The 17,188-nt window shown below is 51.2% G+C and carries 18 protein-coding genes; 13 read left to right on the top strand and 5 right to left on the bottom strand.

Features of this window, described 5'->3' with window-relative positions; genetic code table 11:
• Positions 1-163 precede the first annotated feature (163 nt).
• Genes SH449x_RS09730 through SH449x_RS09720 form a run of 3 tightly spaced genes read right to left on the bottom strand, consistent with a single transcriptional unit; the run spans position 164 to position 3,629 of the window.
• Positions 164-1,027, bottom strand: a complete 864-nt coding sequence (locus tag SH449x_RS09730) for a hypothetical protein (RefSeq protein ID WP_482381143.1) — start codon at positions 1,025-1,027, stop codon at positions 164-166.
• Positions 1,028-1,056: 29 nt separating this feature from the next.
• Positions 1,057-3,033 carry a serine/threonine-protein kinase gene (locus SH449x_RS09725; RefSeq protein WP_482381142.1) on the bottom strand — a complete coding sequence of 659 codons (1,977 nt, stop codon included), beginning with the start codon at positions 3,031-3,033 and terminating at the stop codon, positions 1,057-1,059.
• Positions 3,030-3,629, bottom strand: coding sequence for an RNA polymerase sigma factor (locus tag SH449x_RS09720; RefSeq protein ID WP_482381141.1), 600 nt, complete (start codon positions 3,627-3,629; stop codon positions 3,030-3,032). Before SH449x_RS09720 ends, SH449x_RS09725 begins: the two co-directional genes overlap by 4 nt.
• Positions 3,630-4,059: 430 nt before the next feature.
• On the opposite strand from SH449x_RS09720, the gene SH449x_RS09715 reads away from it, so the two are divergent.
• The 13 genes from SH449x_RS09715 (at position 4,060) to SH449x_RS09655 (ending at position 15,221) form a co-directional block, all read left to right on the top strand.
• Positions 4,060-4,323 (top strand): FeoA family protein, encoded by a 264-nt coding sequence (locus SH449x_RS09715; RefSeq protein WP_482381140.1) that lies wholly within the window; start codon positions 4,060-4,062, stop codon positions 4,321-4,323.
• Entirely contained in the window at positions 4,320-4,562 is a 243-nt protein-coding gene (locus SH449x_RS09710; RefSeq protein WP_482381139.1) for a FeoA family protein, read from the top strand. The genes SH449x_RS09715 and SH449x_RS09710 overlap by 4 nt, the downstream gene beginning before the upstream one ends.
• Positions 4,563-4,584: 22 nt before the next feature.
• Positions 4,585-6,831: a ferrous iron transport protein B gene (feoB, locus tag SH449x_RS09705; RefSeq protein ID WP_482381138.1), complete on the top strand. Its 2,247-nt coding sequence runs from the start codon at positions 4,585-4,587 to the stop codon at positions 6,829-6,831.
• A gap of 436 nt (positions 6,832-7,267) precedes the next feature.
• Positions 7,268-8,338 (top strand): tRNA preQ1(34) S-adenosylmethionine ribosyltransferase-isomerase QueA, encoded by a 1,071-nt coding sequence (queA, locus tag SH449x_RS09700; protein ID WP_482381137.1) that lies wholly within the window; start codon positions 7,268-7,270, stop codon positions 8,336-8,338.
• Between the two features lie 101 nt (positions 8,339-8,439).
• Positions 8,440-9,021: an RNA polymerase sigma factor gene (locus SH449x_RS09695; protein WP_482381136.1), complete on the top strand. Its 582-nt coding sequence runs from the start codon at positions 8,440-8,442 to the stop codon at positions 9,019-9,021.
• Positions 9,011-9,478 (top strand): hypothetical protein, encoded by a 468-nt coding sequence (locus tag SH449x_RS09690; protein ID WP_482381135.1) that lies wholly within the window; start codon positions 9,011-9,013, stop codon positions 9,476-9,478. The genes SH449x_RS09695 and SH449x_RS09690 overlap by 11 nt, the downstream gene beginning before the upstream one ends.
• A gap of 210 nt (positions 9,479-9,688) precedes the next feature.
• Entirely contained in the window at positions 9,689-10,690 is a 1,002-nt protein-coding gene (locus tag SH449x_RS09685) for a hypothetical protein (RefSeq protein ID WP_482381134.1), read from the top strand.
• The gene (locus SH449x_RS09680; RefSeq protein ID WP_482381133.1) at positions 10,691-11,701 is read left to right on the top strand and encodes a type II secretion system F family protein; all 1,011 of its coding nucleotides are present in this window, start codon (positions 10,691-10,693) and stop codon (positions 11,699-11,701) included.
• Between the two features lie 15 nt (positions 11,702-11,716).
• A complete protein-coding gene (locus SH449x_RS09675) occupies positions 11,717-12,808 on the top strand; it encodes a type II secretion system F family protein (RefSeq protein WP_482381132.1) in 1,092 nt (363 codons plus the stop codon).
• Between the two features lie 90 nt (positions 12,809-12,898).
• The gene (locus tag SH449x_RS09670; RefSeq protein ID WP_482381131.1) at positions 12,899-13,258 is read left to right on the top strand and encodes a hypothetical protein; all 360 of its coding nucleotides are present in this window, start codon (positions 12,899-12,901) and stop codon (positions 13,256-13,258) included.
• Positions 13,255-13,839, top strand: a complete 585-nt coding sequence (locus SH449x_RS09665; RefSeq protein WP_482381130.1) for a hypothetical protein — start codon at positions 13,255-13,257, stop codon at positions 13,837-13,839. Before SH449x_RS09670 ends, SH449x_RS09665 begins: the two co-directional genes overlap by 4 nt.
• Entirely contained in the window at positions 13,829-14,281 is a 453-nt protein-coding gene (locus SH449x_RS09660; RefSeq protein ID WP_482381129.1) for a hypothetical protein, read from the top strand. The genes SH449x_RS09665 and SH449x_RS09660 overlap by 11 nt, the downstream gene beginning before the upstream one ends.
• 43 nt (positions 14,282-14,324) lie before the next feature.
• Entirely contained in the window at positions 14,325-15,221 is an 897-nt protein-coding gene (locus tag SH449x_RS09655) for a DUF1559 family PulG-like putative transporter (RefSeq protein WP_482381128.1), read from the top strand.
• Here the strand turns inward: SH449x_RS09655 and SH449x_RS09650 are convergent.
• Entirely contained in the window at positions 15,218-16,300 is a 1,083-nt protein-coding gene (locus SH449x_RS09650; protein ID WP_482381127.1) for a 3-oxoacyl-ACP synthase III, read from the bottom strand. The genes SH449x_RS09655 and SH449x_RS09650 overlap by 4 nt on opposite strands.
• 300 nt (positions 16,301-16,600) lie before the next feature.
• Positions 16,601-17,185 (bottom strand): hypothetical protein, encoded by a 585-nt coding sequence (locus SH449x_RS09645; protein ID WP_482381126.1) that lies wholly within the window; start codon positions 17,183-17,185, stop codon positions 16,601-16,603.
• Positions 17,186-17,188: the final 3 nt, after the last annotated feature.

Here is a 17,188-nt window from a genome sequence, read left to right as displayed (position 1 = left end):
CAACGACAATGAACCTAACGCGCCCGACGAGGGGACGGCTTTTAATTAAAAAGTGCTGAGTCCCCTGTAGCTCTGCCGGAGCAATCATCCAATATCAGCGTTAAATGCTGCTAACCATCTCGTCCGCCCGTATTAAGATCAAGGCCGGAATTTACAGCGTTGATCAGAAGCCAAATGTGTCCGGTTCTCTACCGATACCTTCAGCGAACGGGTCTTTGGGAGCTTTTCTCAAGGCAGGATCTGGGTTTTGTATTTCTTGTTCGGACTTCGCCTTATCAATCGGTGCAAGTCTCGCTAGGAAGGATTCGATTTCGACATGCTGCGGTTCGGTCGCAAAGACTACCAACAATTTATCCACGACGATGATCTGTGAAAGAAATGCAGAGCCCGACAGGATATCATCGCCATTGTCGATTATCGCACTAATCGTGTAGCTGATCGATTTCAAATTGCTGTAATCGCTGGTTACGAACGAAAGGTCATATACGGCCAATGAGGGCTTAGATCGAGCTTTTTCAGTCGTTGTAACTAGAATTCCGCTTTCGTGGATTACGTAGGCTAAACCACGTGGCTCCAGCAACAGATTTAGAAAGGAACGTGCAGTCCCTGCAAATTGCATGCTCACTAAGGTTTCTTTTGTGGCTGCATATTCGGGGACTTCCAGTTCATCAAAGTGTATCGGTATAGGTCTTTCATCGCAAAGTCTTTCACCGACGAATCTCAAGACGGCTGAAATAGGAAGATTCGGGAGACCCTCAGTATCTATCGTCTGTCCCAGAAGTTCCCGAATCTGTTCGATTGATTGACAATGTCGCCTGCCTCGGGTCAGCCATGCCGGAGCCGGCCCTGTGGCAGCAGTCCAAGGCCGGCCCTGATCTATCATTTCATTTAGCAATCGCTCCCGATCCGCTTTCTGCTGCTCCACCGCTTTCAAATGTTGATCGCTCACTTGCCCCGCGGCAAACCATTGCCCACCTAACGCGAGGCAGATAGCCCCGATAAACATAGCCAAAGATAGTCGTTTCATAAGTTACCCTTTCGTGATGAAGTAAAAAGTTACTCCGTGCGGAATTCCGCATGGAATGATATCGCCAATTTCGACAACAACTGCTCGATCAGCACGTGTTTGGTTTCCGTCGTACGTACAACTAAAACAGAACCGAGCAGGCTGACAGGTGTTTTGGTCGTAGACGTTCCATCCCCCATGCCAATGATCGATTCGACCGCGTGGACGACAGATCTGGCTGAATCACTTGATCGCAATACGTGTTTGAGATCGTAGAATCGAATCGCAGGATGGTGCTGAGCGTATTCACGCGAGCATATCTCGATCGAGTCTTCTCGAACGATGTATGCGGCCTCGACCGAATCGCAAGCCAATGCAAGTGCTTCACGAGCGGATAGATCACCCACTAGATCGATCGCTTTTGCTAAATCTACAAGTGAATCTGAAAACGTCTGACCGTTCCATATACACGGGACGTCGATTTGTACGGCGATGAATGCAACCAAATCTTTGAGGGGAAGAGCTATTGCCGGTTCGATCATCGTCGAAGCAAGCTTGTCGAGAATTTCATCTTCTTTGAAGGATCGAATAACCAATTGATCCATACCGGCCGACTGACGGGCATCCTCTTGATTTACAGATTCCGGTTCTTTTCCATTTCCTCGTGTTTCCTCATTAAAAATCTCATGTGTTGTTGGCTTGCTCTGTGCAAATCCGGTCCAAAGAAACCATGCTATGCCCCCCAGGCAAACACAACAAGCGAACAGGAATAGAATTCGAAGCAAACGGTTCGAACGAGTTGCGACCGGTTTGAAAATCTCTCTGAAGTAGACTGGATTTGCATCATGTAGTGATTCTGGCAACGGATTCTCGAGAGGCATTTGGAGGTGGGCAAGGCATGCTGACAGTAAGTCGGCTAACTCTCTCGCAGAAGAGATTCTCGCATCCGCATCCTTGCGCATAAGTCTTGCAACAATTTTGCATAGCCAGTCTGGGATGCTTGGATTTAGATCGCGAATCGGATGCGGTTCGGTCTCTACAATTTTGCGTAGAATCCCATACGCTGTATCGGCCCGAAAAGGGGCCCGTCCTGTACACATGGCGTACATCGTGGAACCGAGACTGAACAGATCGCTTCGTGAATCTAGCGATTCCCCTTTGGCCTGCTCTGGCGACATGTATTGTGGTGTTCCCGCATGTACTCCGGTATTGGTCAAGCTCGCATCGTCGGCCGTTCGAGCTAAACCGAAATCTGTTATCAGCGATCGCTCCACTCCATGTTCAAGCAGAATATTGGGTGGTTTGATGTCTCGATGCACCAGACCGTGAGCATGGGCTGCCGCTAATCCCGATGCTATCTGCATGGAGATGCGAAGAATCTCGCAGGTTGCGAGTGCGCCATTTCGGTCAATGCGTGATTGCAATGACTCACCAGTTACGTAGTGCATCACCAAATAGGGTGATACCGTATTGGCCTCAACGTTATGGATAGGAACGACATGTTCGTGAACCACGGCAGCAGCAGCCTTTGCTTCACGTGCAAATCTTTGACGTGCTGCACCGTTTCCCGCGAGATACGGCGCTAAAACTTTGATTGCCACAGGCCGGTTTAAATCGGAGTCGTAAGCCTTGAAGACGATCCCCATTCCCCCGGATCCAATCAATCGTTCTACGTCGTATCGTCCGATGCGACCTAGCATCTCCGGATGGGATGGAGGGGAAAGCAATTGCTCAGCCATAGATTTAGACCAAACAGTACACGATACATCCTGTTCGAATCCTGGTGTCCCGTGATGTGACGTTCGCAACTCACCATCGCAGTGGCACCCTTGAAGCCAACTCTTCGCTTTGGTCCAATGCATATCCGAAGCAGCCAATTCATTTAGTTTTGCTTGGCAACGGGGGCAAATCTCGAGATGCTCAAAAACACCTGTAGCCCCAGGCGTGGAATCAACAAAGTCGTTGTCGCTAGCGAGTAGCTGCTTGAGGAGTTCTTCATTGCAAGCTGAGTTGGGTAGGTCCATCATGATGCCTCAAACTGCTGAACGATTTGTCGTAGGCGATTCATAACCCGACTCCGGGCGATATAGATGTTGGATGGTTGCGTTCCCAATCGCTTGGCCACTTCCTCAATCGGGAGACCATCGACATGTGAGAGCCAGAATGCTTGCCAAGTGTGAGGTGCGACAATCTCTCTTATTTGTTCTGCGGCCCAGAGAAAGACTTCTCGTTCGTACTCCAGATCGATGGCAGAGAGCAGTTCCTTGGATGGATCGGGTAGGTTTTCCAGGCTGGTTCCTTGCAACAGCCCAGCCGATGCGAAAGGACGCGTCCCTTTGCGAGTGAGCAAACTTACCGTTTCGTTCTTAGCAATACTCAGGAGCCAAGGTCGAAATCGGCCTCGGTCTGATCGGTTTAGCCACAGATCGATCGACTTGGCCACTCGCAGCAGTACTTCCTGAAGTACATTCTCAGCATCGGCGGCCTGCAATCCATGACGCGTTACGATGCGTAAAACGCAAGGGCCGTACAGTTTCACAAACTCCTCCCACGCCAGCATATCTGATGCGTTTGGCAATCGCAGCAGGAGGCTGGCTCGGGTTTCGGGAAAATGGGAACGCATGTGCGGGGACTCTTGAAAAATCTACTTGCCAAGGAAAAGCTCGTGAATGGTAGACGCAACCAACCCTAGTCATCTTGCGCGAAAGAATAGAAAACAACAGAAATGTACCACGAACCGTAATCCGACTGTCCGTATGGGCGATCGGTGTCAGCCAGCCGGTGGTGACGCGGAGCTAAACACCGACCAGTGGCCCTAAATCCGTCGGGTTACTATCAACAGCAGTCGATGGACCAAAATCTTACCAAGGACCAACGAACTTCTGCTCAGCCGGCGTTTCTCACCTTTTGCCATTTTTCGCTACTGAGGGTGTTTTTATTCCGGATTTTCTTATTGAGACATCTTCTCAACAAACGGATTGGTTTCTATAGTTACGGTGGCCGATGAAACGAGATAGCTCCCGAAATTCCTGAAACCTCCCCACCTACCGATCATGCTTCCACTAGACCTAATGTCGCCTGACGATTGCGGTGTCATCGTTGAGATGGATGGGGACCCTTGTTTGCTGAAAAGACTTGAGGAAATTGGGATCCAGGTGGGTTGCAACTTGAGAATGGTCTGTCCGGGGAGTCCTTGCATGGTCTGTGTTGAGGGCAAGCGAATGAGCTTGAGACTCGACCGAAACACTGAGATTTATGTGGCCCCAGAGCCTGGGACGAACGCAACATCGCCGGTCGCTGCCGTCGGTTCACCATGAGTGAAGGCGTCAGGAAATTATCGGATATGGAGCCTGGTCAGGCGGCCATTATCCAAGAAATTGACGGCGACGATGCACTTGCCAGCCGGCTCATGGAGCTCGGTTTGCTAGATGGCGAAGAAGTGCATTGCATTGGTCGCGCTCCGATGGGGGACCCCACCGAGTACTCGATCCGGGGTTATCGGTTGAGCTTGAGACGCGCTGAAGCGTGCCGCGTTCTGGTTGCCCCTTCTCCATAAAGTCTCTCACGAGGAATCTGCTGTGCGGAAAACCGTTGCCCTGTTGGGGAACCCGAATACTGGCAAGAGTAGCCTGTTCAATGCGCTGTGCGGTATGTCGGCGCGGGTCGGCAATTACCCTGGGATTACTGTCGAGAAAAAGGTCGGTGTTTTGCTCAACTCTTCCCAGGAGATCGACATTGTTGATTTACCGGGTACCTATTCCCTGGCGGCCCGTTCTGCGGACGAAGCGGTTACGATTGACGTGCTGTGCGGGTTGCAACCCAATGAGCCGAAACCTGATGCGGTTGTGGTGATCGTCGATGCCACCAATCTGGAGCGAAATCTATATCTACTGAGTCAAGTGTTGGAGGTAGGGTTGCCAACGTTGCTGGTCCTCAACATGTGGGATCGGGCCGTTTCTGAGAAGCATGAAATCGATGTAGAGAAGCTTCGCGAGCGGTTAGGCGTAGCCGTCTTGTGTACGACAGCTAGCCAAAAGAAAGGTGTTGCCGAAGTCAGAACGGCTATCGAGCGGCTAGTTCAATCCAATGATTGTCCGCGAGAGTTGGCCAGAGTCACTTTTCCGCAAGCTTTTTTGGATGCCTCGACTGAGTTTCAGGCTTCATTAAAGAGTCGCGGTGTCGACGTTCCCCTGTTGGAAATCGATCGAATGTTGATCGACAAAGAGGGGCACTTTCAAAAAAAGTTTTCCAAGCTAGGGGGCAAAGACCTCGAGCAGACGCTGCAGGAGGCCCGTGAAAGGCTGGCAGCAGCAGGTTGCAAGGTCCCGCTCTTCGAGACCAAGTTTCGCTATGCCTGGGTTAGAAGCATTCTGGAGGGAATTAATAAACGTCCGCCGGCGAATGTGATATCGTCGAGCGATCGAGTTGACCGCTGGCTGACGCATCGTTGGGTGGGGATGCTCGTATTCCTCGTCATAATGTTCTCTGTATTTCAAGCCATCACCTTGTTCGCAGCCTTGCCCATGTCTTGGATCGAGGATGCCAAGGGGGCTTTGCAAGGGCTTGTTGAACAAGCGATTGCGCCTGGGGCATTGCGAAGCCTTGTCAGTGACGGAATTATTGCGGGCATAGGAGCCGTTCTTATCTTTTTACCCCAGATCATCATTCTGTTCTTCTTTATTGCAGTGCTCGAAGATTGTGGATACATGGCGAGGGCTGCATTCGTAGTCGACAAGCTGATGTCGTCGGTCGGCTTGAGTGGCAAGTCCTTTCTGCCTCTCATGTCGTCCTTTGCATGTGCCGTCCCTGGGATCATGGCGACTCGTACCATTGAGAACACAAGAGACCGGATGGTCACCATATTGATCGCTCCTCTGATGAGTTGTTCTGCTCGGTTGCCCGTGTATGTTCTGATGGTTACGGCGTTCGTACCTGCGGAGATTCGCTATCTCGGGGGCTGGATCACGTTGCAAGGGATTGTCCTGTTTGCCATGAACAGTGTGGGGGCAGTGGTCGCGATTCCGATTGCTTATCTTTTGCGCAAGTTCATTTTTACCGGTGAGCAAGGATCGTTCTTGCTCGAGCTTCACAGTTACAAGTGGCCGTCGATACCTGTTTTGTACCAACGTGTTTGGGAGCGGGCTTCTGCGTTTGTTACGCGAGCGGGTACCCTCATCTTCTGCACGGCTGTTTTGGTATGGGCAGCCGGATATTTCCCGGGGAATCACACTACGCTCGATGCCGCCCAATCGGAATGGGAATCGCTTGCTGCTGAGTTGGAAAAGCTCACGCCAGCAGAGGATGTCGAACCGTCCGAGGAGGTTGAGGCAGCTCTGGCGGAGTACCGTGTCAAGATGGACGAGCAGGCCGAGATTATCAATGCGGAAAAATCGGAGTTAATCAACAGTAGTTATTTAGGGATGGCGGGAAAGGCCATTGAGCCGGTTGTCAAACCGCTTGGTTGGGATTGGAAGATTGGGATTGCGACGCTGGCATCCTTTCCGGCGCGGGAGGTAATCATCGCGACCCTTGGAACCATTTATTCGCTCGGGAGTGGCGAGGACGAAAGTAGTGATGGGTTGATGGATAAAATGCGCAACGAACGTTGGCCGGATGGGAGACCGGTCTATAGTTTGGCGACGGCATTGTCGATTATGGTCTTCTTTGCCCTGTGTGCCCAGTGTGCTTCGACGCTGTTGATCGTCAAGCGAGAGATGAACTCGTGGGGGTGGGCTGTTTTTTCGTTCACTTATATGACCACGCTAGCCTATTTCGGGGCTTGGTTGACGTATACTATTGGGCAGTGGCTCGGTTGGGCCTCGTAGGAGGGTGCTGTCTGAACGGGGGCGAGGCGAACTGTCAAGCATCCTGGGCAGTCCAAATGCCTGGGCTGGTTCATACTGCGGGAGAGGGAGTAGCTGAGTGATGCACGATTGGCAGACCGGTGTAGCGTTGGTAATCGTTGTCCTGGCGGGGCTCGTGGTCGCATATCGATCGGTGCTTAGTTTTAAAAGAGCTCTGTTTGGATCAGTTGACGAGGCGAGCGATTGTGGTTCATGTGGAAGCTGCCCCTCGCGTCAATTGGGGGGCGGGAAGAATAGGCGTGGGGGAAATGCAAACAGGGAACCTGTTGTGGTAGCGTTGCAGCCACCCAAGAGTCGCGTTCCTCGATAGCACTTCGTCGATGGTTGCTGGGAGGGTAAGATGTTTGGAGACGTGAATTGCTCGTCCCTCCAGTAACCTCAAAATAGAGCCTTTCTTATGGCGGAAACTCCCGCTTCGCACAACGATCTAGATGCTTACGATTTTCAGCTTCCGAGAGAGCTGATTGCCCAGGATCCCCCCACGCATCGGACCGATTCACGCATGATGTTGGTGGATCGTCGCACGGGTCGAATCGAGCATTATTCTGTGAGGGATCTCCCAAGTTTGCTCAGGGCGGGGGATGTCATGGTGGTCAATGATTCGAAGGTGATTGCTGCCAGGTTGGTCGGGTATCGCGAAACAACTAGAGGGCGCTGGGAAGGATTGTTTCTGAGACACGAGAATGGGATCGCTGAGTTTCTGTCGTCGACCAGGGGCAAATTGGTGGAGGGGGAGCGAATTGTCATTCGGGATCCTGAGGGTCGTGAAACGCAGCGAATCGTTTATGCGGGGCGCACCGCTGATGGTAATTTTTTGTTCCGGGCGGTAGGAGATCAAGATTGGTTCGAGTTCCTGGACGAATGCGGACGAATTCCGCTGCCCCCTTATATCCGGGACGGTCAGATGACGGCCGTGGACCGCGAGCGTTACCAGACCGTGTACGCCAGGAATCCAGGCTCTGTTGCAGCTCCGACCGCAGGATTACACCTAACGCAGGAGCTTATTGGGAAGTTAAGGCAGGGTGGAACTGCTTTGGTGGCAGTGACATTGCACGTTGGTTTAGGTACTTTTCGTCCAATTCAAAGCAATGATTTATCCAGCCATAAGATGCATTCGGAGCGAGCCAATATCTCGGAACCCGTGGTCAAGCGGCTGCTTAACGCCAGGTCTGAAGGGGGCCGAATCATTGCGGTTGGGACGACATCGGTTCGGACTTTGGAGTCTGCGGCCATGATGGGAGGCGGGAACCTGGTCGCATGGGGAGGGGAGACCGACATCTTTATCAAGCCGGGGCATCGGTTTCAGGCAGTGGACGGGCTTTTGACTAATTTTCATCTGCCCAAGAGCAGTCTTATTGTTCTGGTGAGTGCATTGGCTGGCTCGGAACTCATACGGGAGGCATACGCCAAAGCGATCGAGGAACGCTATCGTTTTTACAGCTACGGCGACTGCATGCTCATTTTGTAGGTGTGGTGGGAGATCGCTAGAAATTCCCATTTTGCCGCATTCCGCAAATTTTTCTCGAAACCGTAGATAAACTAAGGTGGTTGCAACATTCTCACCTTGTCATGTCAGAACCAAACCTTTCCCCTCGCATTCGAGAATACGTCGTTCGCATCTCCGAGAGCGGTCCAGCAGCTTTAGCCGGGCTGTACGATCTCGCTGCGCAGAGGCTGTTGCGTTTCGCGATCACGATCACTCGGAACCAGCATGATGCTGAGGATGCCGTTCAAGCGGCTTTGGTTGCGACGGTTGCTCGCCCGACAGCCGTGGCAACCGCTTCCGAGCCCTGGCATTACTTGCTTCGCATGGTTCGCAACGAATCGCTGATGATTCTTCGCAAGAAGAAGCGTTGGTCGCTTAGTGGGTTATTGGGAAGTGGGCTTCATGATCTTTTGGCCCACAGCGATGTAAGCTCGCTCGAGCAGGAGGAAACGCAGAGAGCGGTCCTGTTGGCACTCAGGTCGTTACCGCTCGAGCAACGGCAGGTGGTGGTGCTTAAAATCTGGGAGGAGATGACCTTTCAAGAAATCGCTGATTTACTGGATTGTTCGCTCCAAACCGTAGCCAGCCGCTATCGCTACGCGATTCAAAAGCTTATGCCGAAGCTGCGGTCATGCCATGAAGAGGCGATCCAGCATGGCGAGTGATCGATTCGGTGGCAACGAAAGAGAAGAGAGTGCTCACGCTCGCGAAGTCCAGAGCTTGGAAGCATGGATTTCGTCCGCGCGGGATTATGTCGTTCCCACTGATGATTTGAGACCGCGAGTTCTCGAGGCTGCTGCGATGGTTAGCGACGACAAGCTGCAAGAGCGACGGATCGGTTACGCCATTATCTCTGCGGCGATTGTCTCGGCATGTTGGTCAGTGGCATGGTATTGGATTGGCAGTGTCAGTGCGGATTCGATTGAACGATCCGCTAGCTCCATCAGTCAACGCGCGTTGGAGATACACGATACCGAATCGGTCAATATTCACCAAGCAACCGTGGACGCTTATGAGGAGTGGCGATCTCGTTACGTCAAGCCAGCCGCGACATCGGTTACCCCCAATCGCATCGAATCCAATCGCAGCGGGATGGGCGTAAGTCCTACCGTAGGGCTTTAATGTGAGAATCCGCTTTTAGCTTTGCCGGTTAAAGTTCGCATTTTAGCGTAACGCTATCTTCAGATTTTTTGTCGGCTTGCTTCGCATTGCCGAACACCGTATGGCTTCCGCCATGACACCCATAATGGAAAACTTTCGATTCGATTAAATAATTGGGAAGTCTCCGTTCATCTGCTCCAAGAATGCGTCAAATCCACGGAGCAGTAAGCTATGGCATCGGTTTTTAACGATCAAGTCGGCTTGGTCGACTTGCTAGAATTCCATCGGCAGATTGAGGGAATGGTTGCCGCTGGTGTTACGTTCTCCTGGCAGGGCGAAGATTCTGCGAACATGCTCAAGACCGAGTTGGAAAGGGTGGCGGGCCGTGCGGCGATCTTGGTCGGCGAGGGGCGATCTTTTCTAGATGCTTGGAAATCGATTCCCGATCTTTCGCCAACTTATAAGGCTGCTTTTTTGGCTTGGGTCCTTTCGGATCGCTCGCCTGATGCCTTTGATTTATTGAAGCCTGACGAATCCAAATTGCCTCAATCGCGTTGGACGTGGTTTTTGAACTTCCAGCTCGGTCTGGTTTTCGTGCTCGCATTGGTGGTGCTGGCACTCTGGTTATCTGCGGGGCGAATGAGTCTTATCTATGAAAATTCTAAACTGGAAGTGGGGCCTCTGAGTCGGTTTCTTGGGGCGATGCAAGAGAACCCCACCTTTGCGTTGGCTGGAGGAGCGTTGGCTCTTTTATTGTGGGGATGTGTACTCTACTCGGTCAAACGCAAGTTAGGCACCCTGAATCAATCCATAACAGCCAAAGAGGCGGAGGCGAGATGGAACTGGATTCAAGCCCGCTTCTTAAAGCTTGCGACTGGCCCCTCTCTTAGCGTAGTTCAGGCTCAACAACTCTTTAAATCGGTCGTACGTTCTGGAGCTGTTCCTGCAACGTCTCGAATAGACGCTGGTGAGCTGGTAACGAGTGAGCAGGCCGCGAAACAAACGGAGGATAGTGGTTCCACAGACCAATCCCATTCTTGGATTGCTCCTGGGAGTTATATCCGATGGAGTGCAGAACGAGCTATGGAGAGACGGCTTGCGTATCGAGTCTCGGCTTTGCCGTATACGCTCTACTTTGTTGGTAGTGGAGTGGTCGTGTTCGGGATCGGGCTTTTGGTGTTTGGGCCACTTATCGAGTTGCTGTATGCAACCGTAGTACCGGAGGCTTTTTAGATGAATTCCGAACGGCCAGATTACTTGAGGCGAATCGACAAGCTTTTACAAGAGAGAAACTCCGTTGCGGACTTTGTCCAGTCGGGCTTGCGCGACATTGGAGAACGGCGTTATGGGGATCTCAAGCGAAACTTGAACGCACTGCGAGGGGTAACCCAAGCGGAACAGTTACTCACTTCACCACACCTTTTACGACTTTTGCCTCTGCTTAATAGTGCAGCCAAAAGAGATCAAGAGGCCCTGCTTCGTGATGCTCAGGCGTTGATTGACGAGGAGGGGCGAATTGCTACGCGCTGGGGACGCGTATTCAGTTACCCGTCCATGATGTTACTGATAATTTTTAGTCTCTTTGTGATACAAGCGTTCTTAATCGCTCCGACTTTCGAGAAGATGTTTGCCGAATTTCAATTGCGACTCGTATATCTTACCAAAGCAGTTTTCTGGCTTAGCCGAATCGCAAGAGACTATGTGTGGCTTATTATACCCTTTATCGTATTAGTTCATTTTGGTGGCGGCTTAGTTCGTTATTGGCTTTCCTTGCTCGTAGCTGAAATGCAAAAGTATCCTATTTTCGACTTTCTATTTTCTGGTCGGACTTCGAATCTGATCGCCATGTCCCGGTTCATGAGGGTTCTAGCGGATTTATTCGAACTTGGAACACCAATACACATAGCCATCCGAGATGCTGGTATCGCTAGTCAGCACGCGTTGTATCGACTGCGAGCGGATCAGCTAGCCTATTCGCTGGAAACATCTTCTGTTCGTCGACAATCGTGGGAAGCGTTTCCACCCTACCTATCTATTTTGCTTCAACGAGATGGAGGAGGAGAACGCTCGACAAGACTCTTACGGCAAATGGCCACTACGTATCGTGACCATGCGTTGCTTGCAACAGCCCGAAATTTCTCAATAACCTCGCCTTGGCTGATACTTTTTCTGGGTGTGATGGTGCTGCTGTTTATTGCAGCTTACTTTGCACCACTAATATCACTGATCACCCATTTGGGTTGAGGTAAGCAGATTTTTATGACACTTGCAGCTCAATCTGACTTTGTATTCTCGAGTCTCTCGCCTTGGCGAGCGATCTCGCTACGTCGACGTGATGATTTCGCGACGATTCAACTGTTCGTTTTGCGAACCATGAAGACCGCTTTGGAGTGTGGTGAATCTCCGTCCGACATGTTGACGGCAGCGGCGTGTGAGTTGCGAGGAGGGGCACGACGCGATCTGTTCAAATTGGTGCAGCAATTAAGATCGGGAGTTTCTTTAGCTACGGCATGTGAACAATTCCCTTCGCTTTTGGATGATGAGACGGTTCTGGCGATTCGTGTGGGTGAGCAGTTAGGGATTCTACCCGCCGCCTTAAGTGAACTCGTGTCGCTTCAACACAATCGCTGTCGAGCACGTGCTTTCCATCCCGTCTCGTCGCGGTTCTATTGGATGAGCGTTGCCTACGTTTATCTCATTTGCGTTTCGTTCATTCTCTACTTTATTGCACCGACGTTTAAGAAAATGCTCGATGAGTTTGAGATGCCCTCTCCGGCACCGATGCTTCTGGTTTTCAGGGTCGCAGATATTGCCGCAGGCTACTGGCCACTAATCCTATTCGCGTTTGTATTCTTTGCTATTTCCATTCTCTCCCCTCGTACGGAACGTTGGATTTTCTCTCGATTTCGATTTCTGAAACGACTATCCCTCTTTCAGAAACCGACGGGGATCACCAACCATGTTTTGGCAAACGCTATTGGCCAGCAAAAGTCGATCCACAAAACACTTTCGATCCTCGCTAAGTATCACTTCCAATCGGCAACGCGACAGAAATTGCTGGTGGCGAGAAACGATATGGAGCTGGGAACGGAATGCTGGTCGGCGATCGAGAGTGCTGGTTTGCTAAATGCAAAGGAAACAAAATTCTTATGTGAACAGAAGGACAATCGCGACCATGCATACTTTTTGAAACAGCTAGCAGAAAAGAGTTGGCAAGTGCAAGATCGCATGAAGTCTCTTCGGTCCTTGTTGATCAATCCAGCATTGACCCTTGTGTTTGGAGTATTCGTGGGGATGTTCTGTATAGGTTTCTTCGCGGCCCTTATCAGTCTGATCACAGCTCTCGCTTAGGGATACAAATCGATGATTACGCAAATACATTCATTATCCCAACATTCGAAGAGTATCAGACGAAATGGTATCTCGACGGTTGAAATCACTGTGGCTTGTACAGTCCTGTCGGCCTTGATGGCAGTCGGGGCAACCATGTTCATTCGCATTTATCGAATCGGGCAGGACGCGAACTACCGATCGATCGCTTTGCAGGAAGTCGCCAACGTCCTTGAAGAACGCTTGCAACAATCGAACGAAGATCGCAACGAACCAACAGAGGAGCGACGTCCTAGCGAGTCGGTTTTGCATCGATGGCCTGATGCTAAGTTCGCGTATACCGAAGCACAAGATGAGCTTGGAACACGTGTTACGGTCGAGTTGATCCTCCATTCGGATCCAGCAGCCAAGACTATTCAGTTGAGCGGTTGGATTGTACAAGAACAACGTCAAACGGAGGGTGGGGCATGAAAACTAAATGCATGCGTGATCGACGCAGAGGGTCCCTCCTTATTCAGCAGCTGATACTAATCGCGATTTCTGGTATGGTGATGATGCTTGCTATTAAGCTTATCCAGCAGAGCTTCCGTTTCGCGAGTGTCTACCAGAACAGTTTCAATGACCAGCGGGTCAAGAGTCTGCTTGCAAGACAATTCCGTACCGATGTGCATGAAGCCCTGACGGCTAACCTCGTCGATGAAAACCAATTGGAGCTCAAAACGCTTTCCCATTCACGGGTCGTTTACCGGATTGACACATCGAGGATCATTCGCGAAGTGTGGAATGAGTCCCAGGCGGAGAATGCTAAAGAGCGATCGGACGCGTCGAACGCTTATAAGCTTTTGGATACCCAGTCGGCTAGGTTGTCACTTGACGATCGGCTGGTGACCCTTTCGATCGAAGAGGGGCTAAGTTCGGAATCGGTAACCGAGTTACCTCATAAACGGTTAACGCTCCGCGCGGCGACGATGTCGAGCTTTGGCTCAGTTGAGCCGAGCCCGGAGGCTGTTCAAAAGGACACATCAGCGGAGGAGGTTAGCGATGATCAATAAATGGACTGTAAGTCGCCAGCGAAGGGGTATCGCGTTGGTGGTCGTGATGACCGCCATGATAGTAGTGGTCGGCATTCTCGTTCCATTGATTCCGCCGGCTCTGAGAGCAAGGCGTCAAGTGGAGATAGAAGAAGTCGCACTTCAAACCGAGTTTCTCAAAAATGCCGTAACGAGACGCTTGCTCATGAGCCAAGTGTCGGACGCTGCGGATACTACGGACTTGGGCCGGTTGGCTGGCCAAGTTCGTCTCGGACGCGGTGAATCGCTGTCAGGTGAGTGGTTTGTTAGAAGCAGTCAAGACAAGCAAGAAATTGATAAAAAGACTGAAATCATCATACGACTCAAATTCCTCGAATCTTCGGAATTGGGTTCCAGTCCGTTGTTAGTTCCTGGATATGAATTATCGCTTCTGCTCCCATTAGATACAAATAACCGTCCTTAATAATAAACAACTTTAACGACAAATTGTCAAAGGAATAACAAAAATGAAAAAAGTCAGCATTCGAGTTGCTCGTGGATTCACATTGGTGGAACTGCTTGTTGTCATTGCGATCATTGGGATTCTTGTGGGTTTACTTTTGCCGGCTGTCCAAGCGGCTCGGGAAGCTGCCAGGCGAATGCAGTGCTCGAACAACCTAGCCCAGCTGGGATTGGCCACCAACAATTTTGAATTTACCTATGGCTCGCTTCCCTCAGGAGTGGTCAACCCCGAAGGGCCAATTCGCTACGAACCGATTGGCAACCATACCAGTTGGACCATCCATCTTTTACCTTATATCGAACAAACCCGCGTTCATGAGATGTTTGATCAGAGCTTGGGAGCTTATGCGTCTGAGAACGAACAGATTCGCGTTTTGAATATTCCGACGTTTCTATGTCCCTCGAGTCCCGATGCTTATCGGCGAGATCGTGGGTACTCGGATGAGACGATGTATCCCATTTCCTGTTACGTCGGCATCCATCATTCTGAAGAATCACCCATCGACATCACGAACAATGGCGTTCTGTTCCTCAATTCGAAGTTAAGAATGAGTGAGATCAAAGATGGGTTGTCCCAAACTCTTTTACTCTCGGAAAAGCGAGGAGTTGGTGATCGATTTGGCTGGGTTTCTGGAACGCGAGATACCTTGCGTAATATGAGCTCAATCAACCTCGACAAATCTAGCAGTCGTCGTGGGCAAGCTCAGGATGGGATGGAAGGTGGGTCGCTTGATATTGGATCTTTAGAGGTAGGCGGAATAGGGAGCTACCACACCGGAGGGGTCAACGCCGTGTTCGTCGATGGAGCCGTTCGATTCTTATCCCAGAACATTGATTCAGAAGTTCTCAAGTACCTGGGTGACAGGGACGATCGTGCCCTGTTTACGGGCCTCGACTACTAATTCGATTCTTGCGATCGTACCGGGGTTTGCTTGAGTTCTAATCCGATCATGACGGAGTTTAGTCCAGATCCTATCCCCAGCAGACCAATGCGGCTGGCGGGTTTCAGGAACCCGCTGGCAAGCCCCTCGCCCAGCGCCACGGGGAGAGCGACCGAACCGGTATTTCCGAATCGACTAAACGTACAAAAATCGGTCTCCTCCGGCATTGCGATCGATTGCAACATGCGTCGTCGGTGAGCTGTGCCAACTTGATGACAGACGGTGTAGTCGATTTCGCTGCGATTCCATTGCGTTTCGGCAAGCAGAGCTTCGAAGGTTTCAGCACCGGTTTGTATGCCCGCTTCTAGTAGCAACTCCGAATCGGTATTCATGATGGGTTGCATTTGCGAGCCCGCTTGATCGGTATCGCTCTGACAAAGACCGTGATGCTCCGTCCGAGCAATTGCTACCGCAGCTCGCAGCGGGCTGCCGCCGAACAGATCCGTGCGCCCAAGTAGCCAAGCGCAACTCCCAGACCCAATCGTTAGTGATGCGAACGCAGGCTTGATGGTTTGCCGGCTCAAATGGCTATCTTGAAGCAAATGAGCTATGGTCGCCTCGAGAAGACCGCGACAGTCTTCGGTTCCGACGACGATGCCTGCGCGAATGACTCCCGTTTCGATGAGTTGTGCAATCTGCACAGCCCCGTTCATGACTCCCAAGCAAGCGTTCGAGACATCGTAGACCCAAGCGTTCGATGGTAATCCGGATAGGTGATGGACGCGGCAGGCGGTCGCGGGCTCTAGGTATTCCCGACAGACACTAGCGTGAATCAAACATCCCACATCGTCTCGACGAAAATTGGCTGCCTCAATGGCTAGCCGAGTGCTCTCGGCGCTTTTGTCGCTGATGCGGGTCCCTCGATGCCATAAGCGACGGGATTGAATCCCACTCATCCCCTCCAGCCTGCCTTGTGGAAGCCTTAGGCGTTCGTAGACCGGGGACAGTTGTTCCTCGATGTCGTCAGAAGTCACCACTTCGGGAGGCAGGCAGTAACCAACTGAGAGTAGCGAAACGTTTTGGAATTGCAAAATGAACACCCGACCATCGATGGAGAAAATAGCTATGCGGAACTTATTTTATCCCGTTTTCGCTGCGACTGAATCCCAATATTGATCATCTTTAACACCCATTCGTGATATGGCTACTCAGTGATGCCCTGGGGCGTCGGCACGGTCCTCCAGCCAGCGAGTCATGCGTTCCATTGCGGCGGCTGACCGACGTAGCGGTCAGCGACGATTGTCGCGGATCGCTCCGCCGATCCGATTACTTAATAATCCCACTGATTCTGGGGATCCCTTCAATCTCTGAAACTAACCAGGACACCAAGCCGTGGCCAGCTACCCTTTATCAAAGACAAAGTAGCTTTGTGCAGAACCGTCATCCAGGAAAACACGCCCCGGGGCTGACTCGATTGGCCAGCTTTCGAGTAGGGTGACGAACTGTTGATAGTGATTGATGAGGTCTTGAAGCGTGTTGACAGGGAATGGGATCATTTCCTGGTAAGGACTATTGGTACCTAGAGTTAGATAGCCTACCAAGTAACTCGATTGTATTGGCTCCCCCGTTTCTGAGTCTTCGGCACCTAGATAAGCTAGTCCGGAAACCACAAATCGCCATCTCCCGATTTGGCTGATGGCAAAACGCCCATTTGCGGCATACTGCGGTAGCCCTACAACCACGAATTGAGAATCAGGAATGCCGTCGATGGCGATGGTTGCCTTGGTCACCTTTTCACTCACGTCTGCGACGGTATCCAATGTGTACGATATACCTTTGATCTTATTGAGTACCGCTAGTACCGCATGCCGTTCAGAGTAGTATGCTTGCCAACCCCATGCGAATGCTCCGCAAAGAACGGCCGCAACAATAGTGGTGAGCAAAATTACGCGAGTTCCGAATTGTATTCTTCTTTGTGATGTCATTTT

The organism is Brakhagea baltica (assembly GCF_052161605.1).
GTDB lineage: Bacteria > Planctomycetota > Planctomycetia > Pirellulales > Pirellulaceae > JBKCUI01.
Note: the sequence above shows the minus strand (reverse complement) of the source record. Positions and strands in the feature narration are given on the sequence as shown.

Bases quoted from the DNA above. Each gene is read 5' to 3' on its own strand.
- SH449x_RS09660 (WP_482381129.1), top strand. From the start codon at position 13,829: ATGATCAATAAATGGACTGTAAGTCGCCAGCGAAGGGGTATCGCGTTG.
- queA (WP_482381137.1), top strand. From the start codon at position 7,268: ATGGCGGAAACTCCCGCTTCGCACAACGATCTAGATGCTTACGATTTT.
- SH449x_RS09655 (WP_482381128.1), top strand. From the start codon at position 14,325: ATGAAAAAAGTCAGCATTCGAGTTGCTCGTGGATTCACATTGGTGGAA.
- SH449x_RS09685 (WP_482381134.1), top strand. From the start codon at position 9,689: ATGGCATCGGTTTTTAACGATCAAGTCGGCTTGGTCGACTTGCTAGAA.
- SH449x_RS09695 (WP_482381136.1), top strand. From the start codon at position 8,440: ATGTCAGAACCAAACCTTTCCCCTCGCATTCGAGAATACGTCGTTCGC.
- SH449x_RS09730 (WP_482381143.1), bottom strand. From the start codon at position 1,027: ATGAAACGACTATCTTTGGCTATGTTTATCGGGGCTATCTGCCTCGCG.
- SH449x_RS09720 (WP_482381141.1), bottom strand. From the start codon at position 3,629: ATGCGTTCCCATTTTCCCGAAACCCGAGCCAGCCTCCTGCTGCGATTG.
- SH449x_RS09680 (WP_482381133.1), top strand. From the start codon at position 10,691: ATGAATTCCGAACGGCCAGATTACTTGAGGCGAATCGACAAGCTTTTA.
- SH449x_RS09690 (WP_482381135.1), top strand. From the start codon at position 9,011: ATGGCGAGTGATCGATTCGGTGGCAACGAAAGAGAAGAGAGTGCTCAC.
- SH449x_RS09665 (WP_482381130.1), top strand. From the start codon at position 13,255: ATGAAAACTAAATGCATGCGTGATCGACGCAGAGGGTCCCTCCTTATT.
- SH449x_RS09710 (WP_482381139.1), top strand. From the start codon at position 4,320: ATGAGTGAAGGCGTCAGGAAATTATCGGATATGGAGCCTGGTCAGGCG.
- SH449x_RS09725 (WP_482381142.1), bottom strand. From the start codon at position 3,033: ATGATGGACCTACCCAACTCAGCTTGCAATGAAGAACTCCTCAAGCAG.
- SH449x_RS09715 (WP_482381140.1), top strand. From the start codon at position 4,060: ATGCTTCCACTAGACCTAATGTCGCCTGACGATTGCGGTGTCATCGTT.
- SH449x_RS09675 (WP_482381132.1), top strand. From the start codon at position 11,717: ATGACACTTGCAGCTCAATCTGACTTTGTATTCTCGAGTCTCTCGCCT.
- SH449x_RS09645 (WP_482381126.1), bottom strand. From the start codon at position 17,185: ATGACATCACAAAGAAGAATACAATTCGGAACTCGCGTAATTTTGCTC.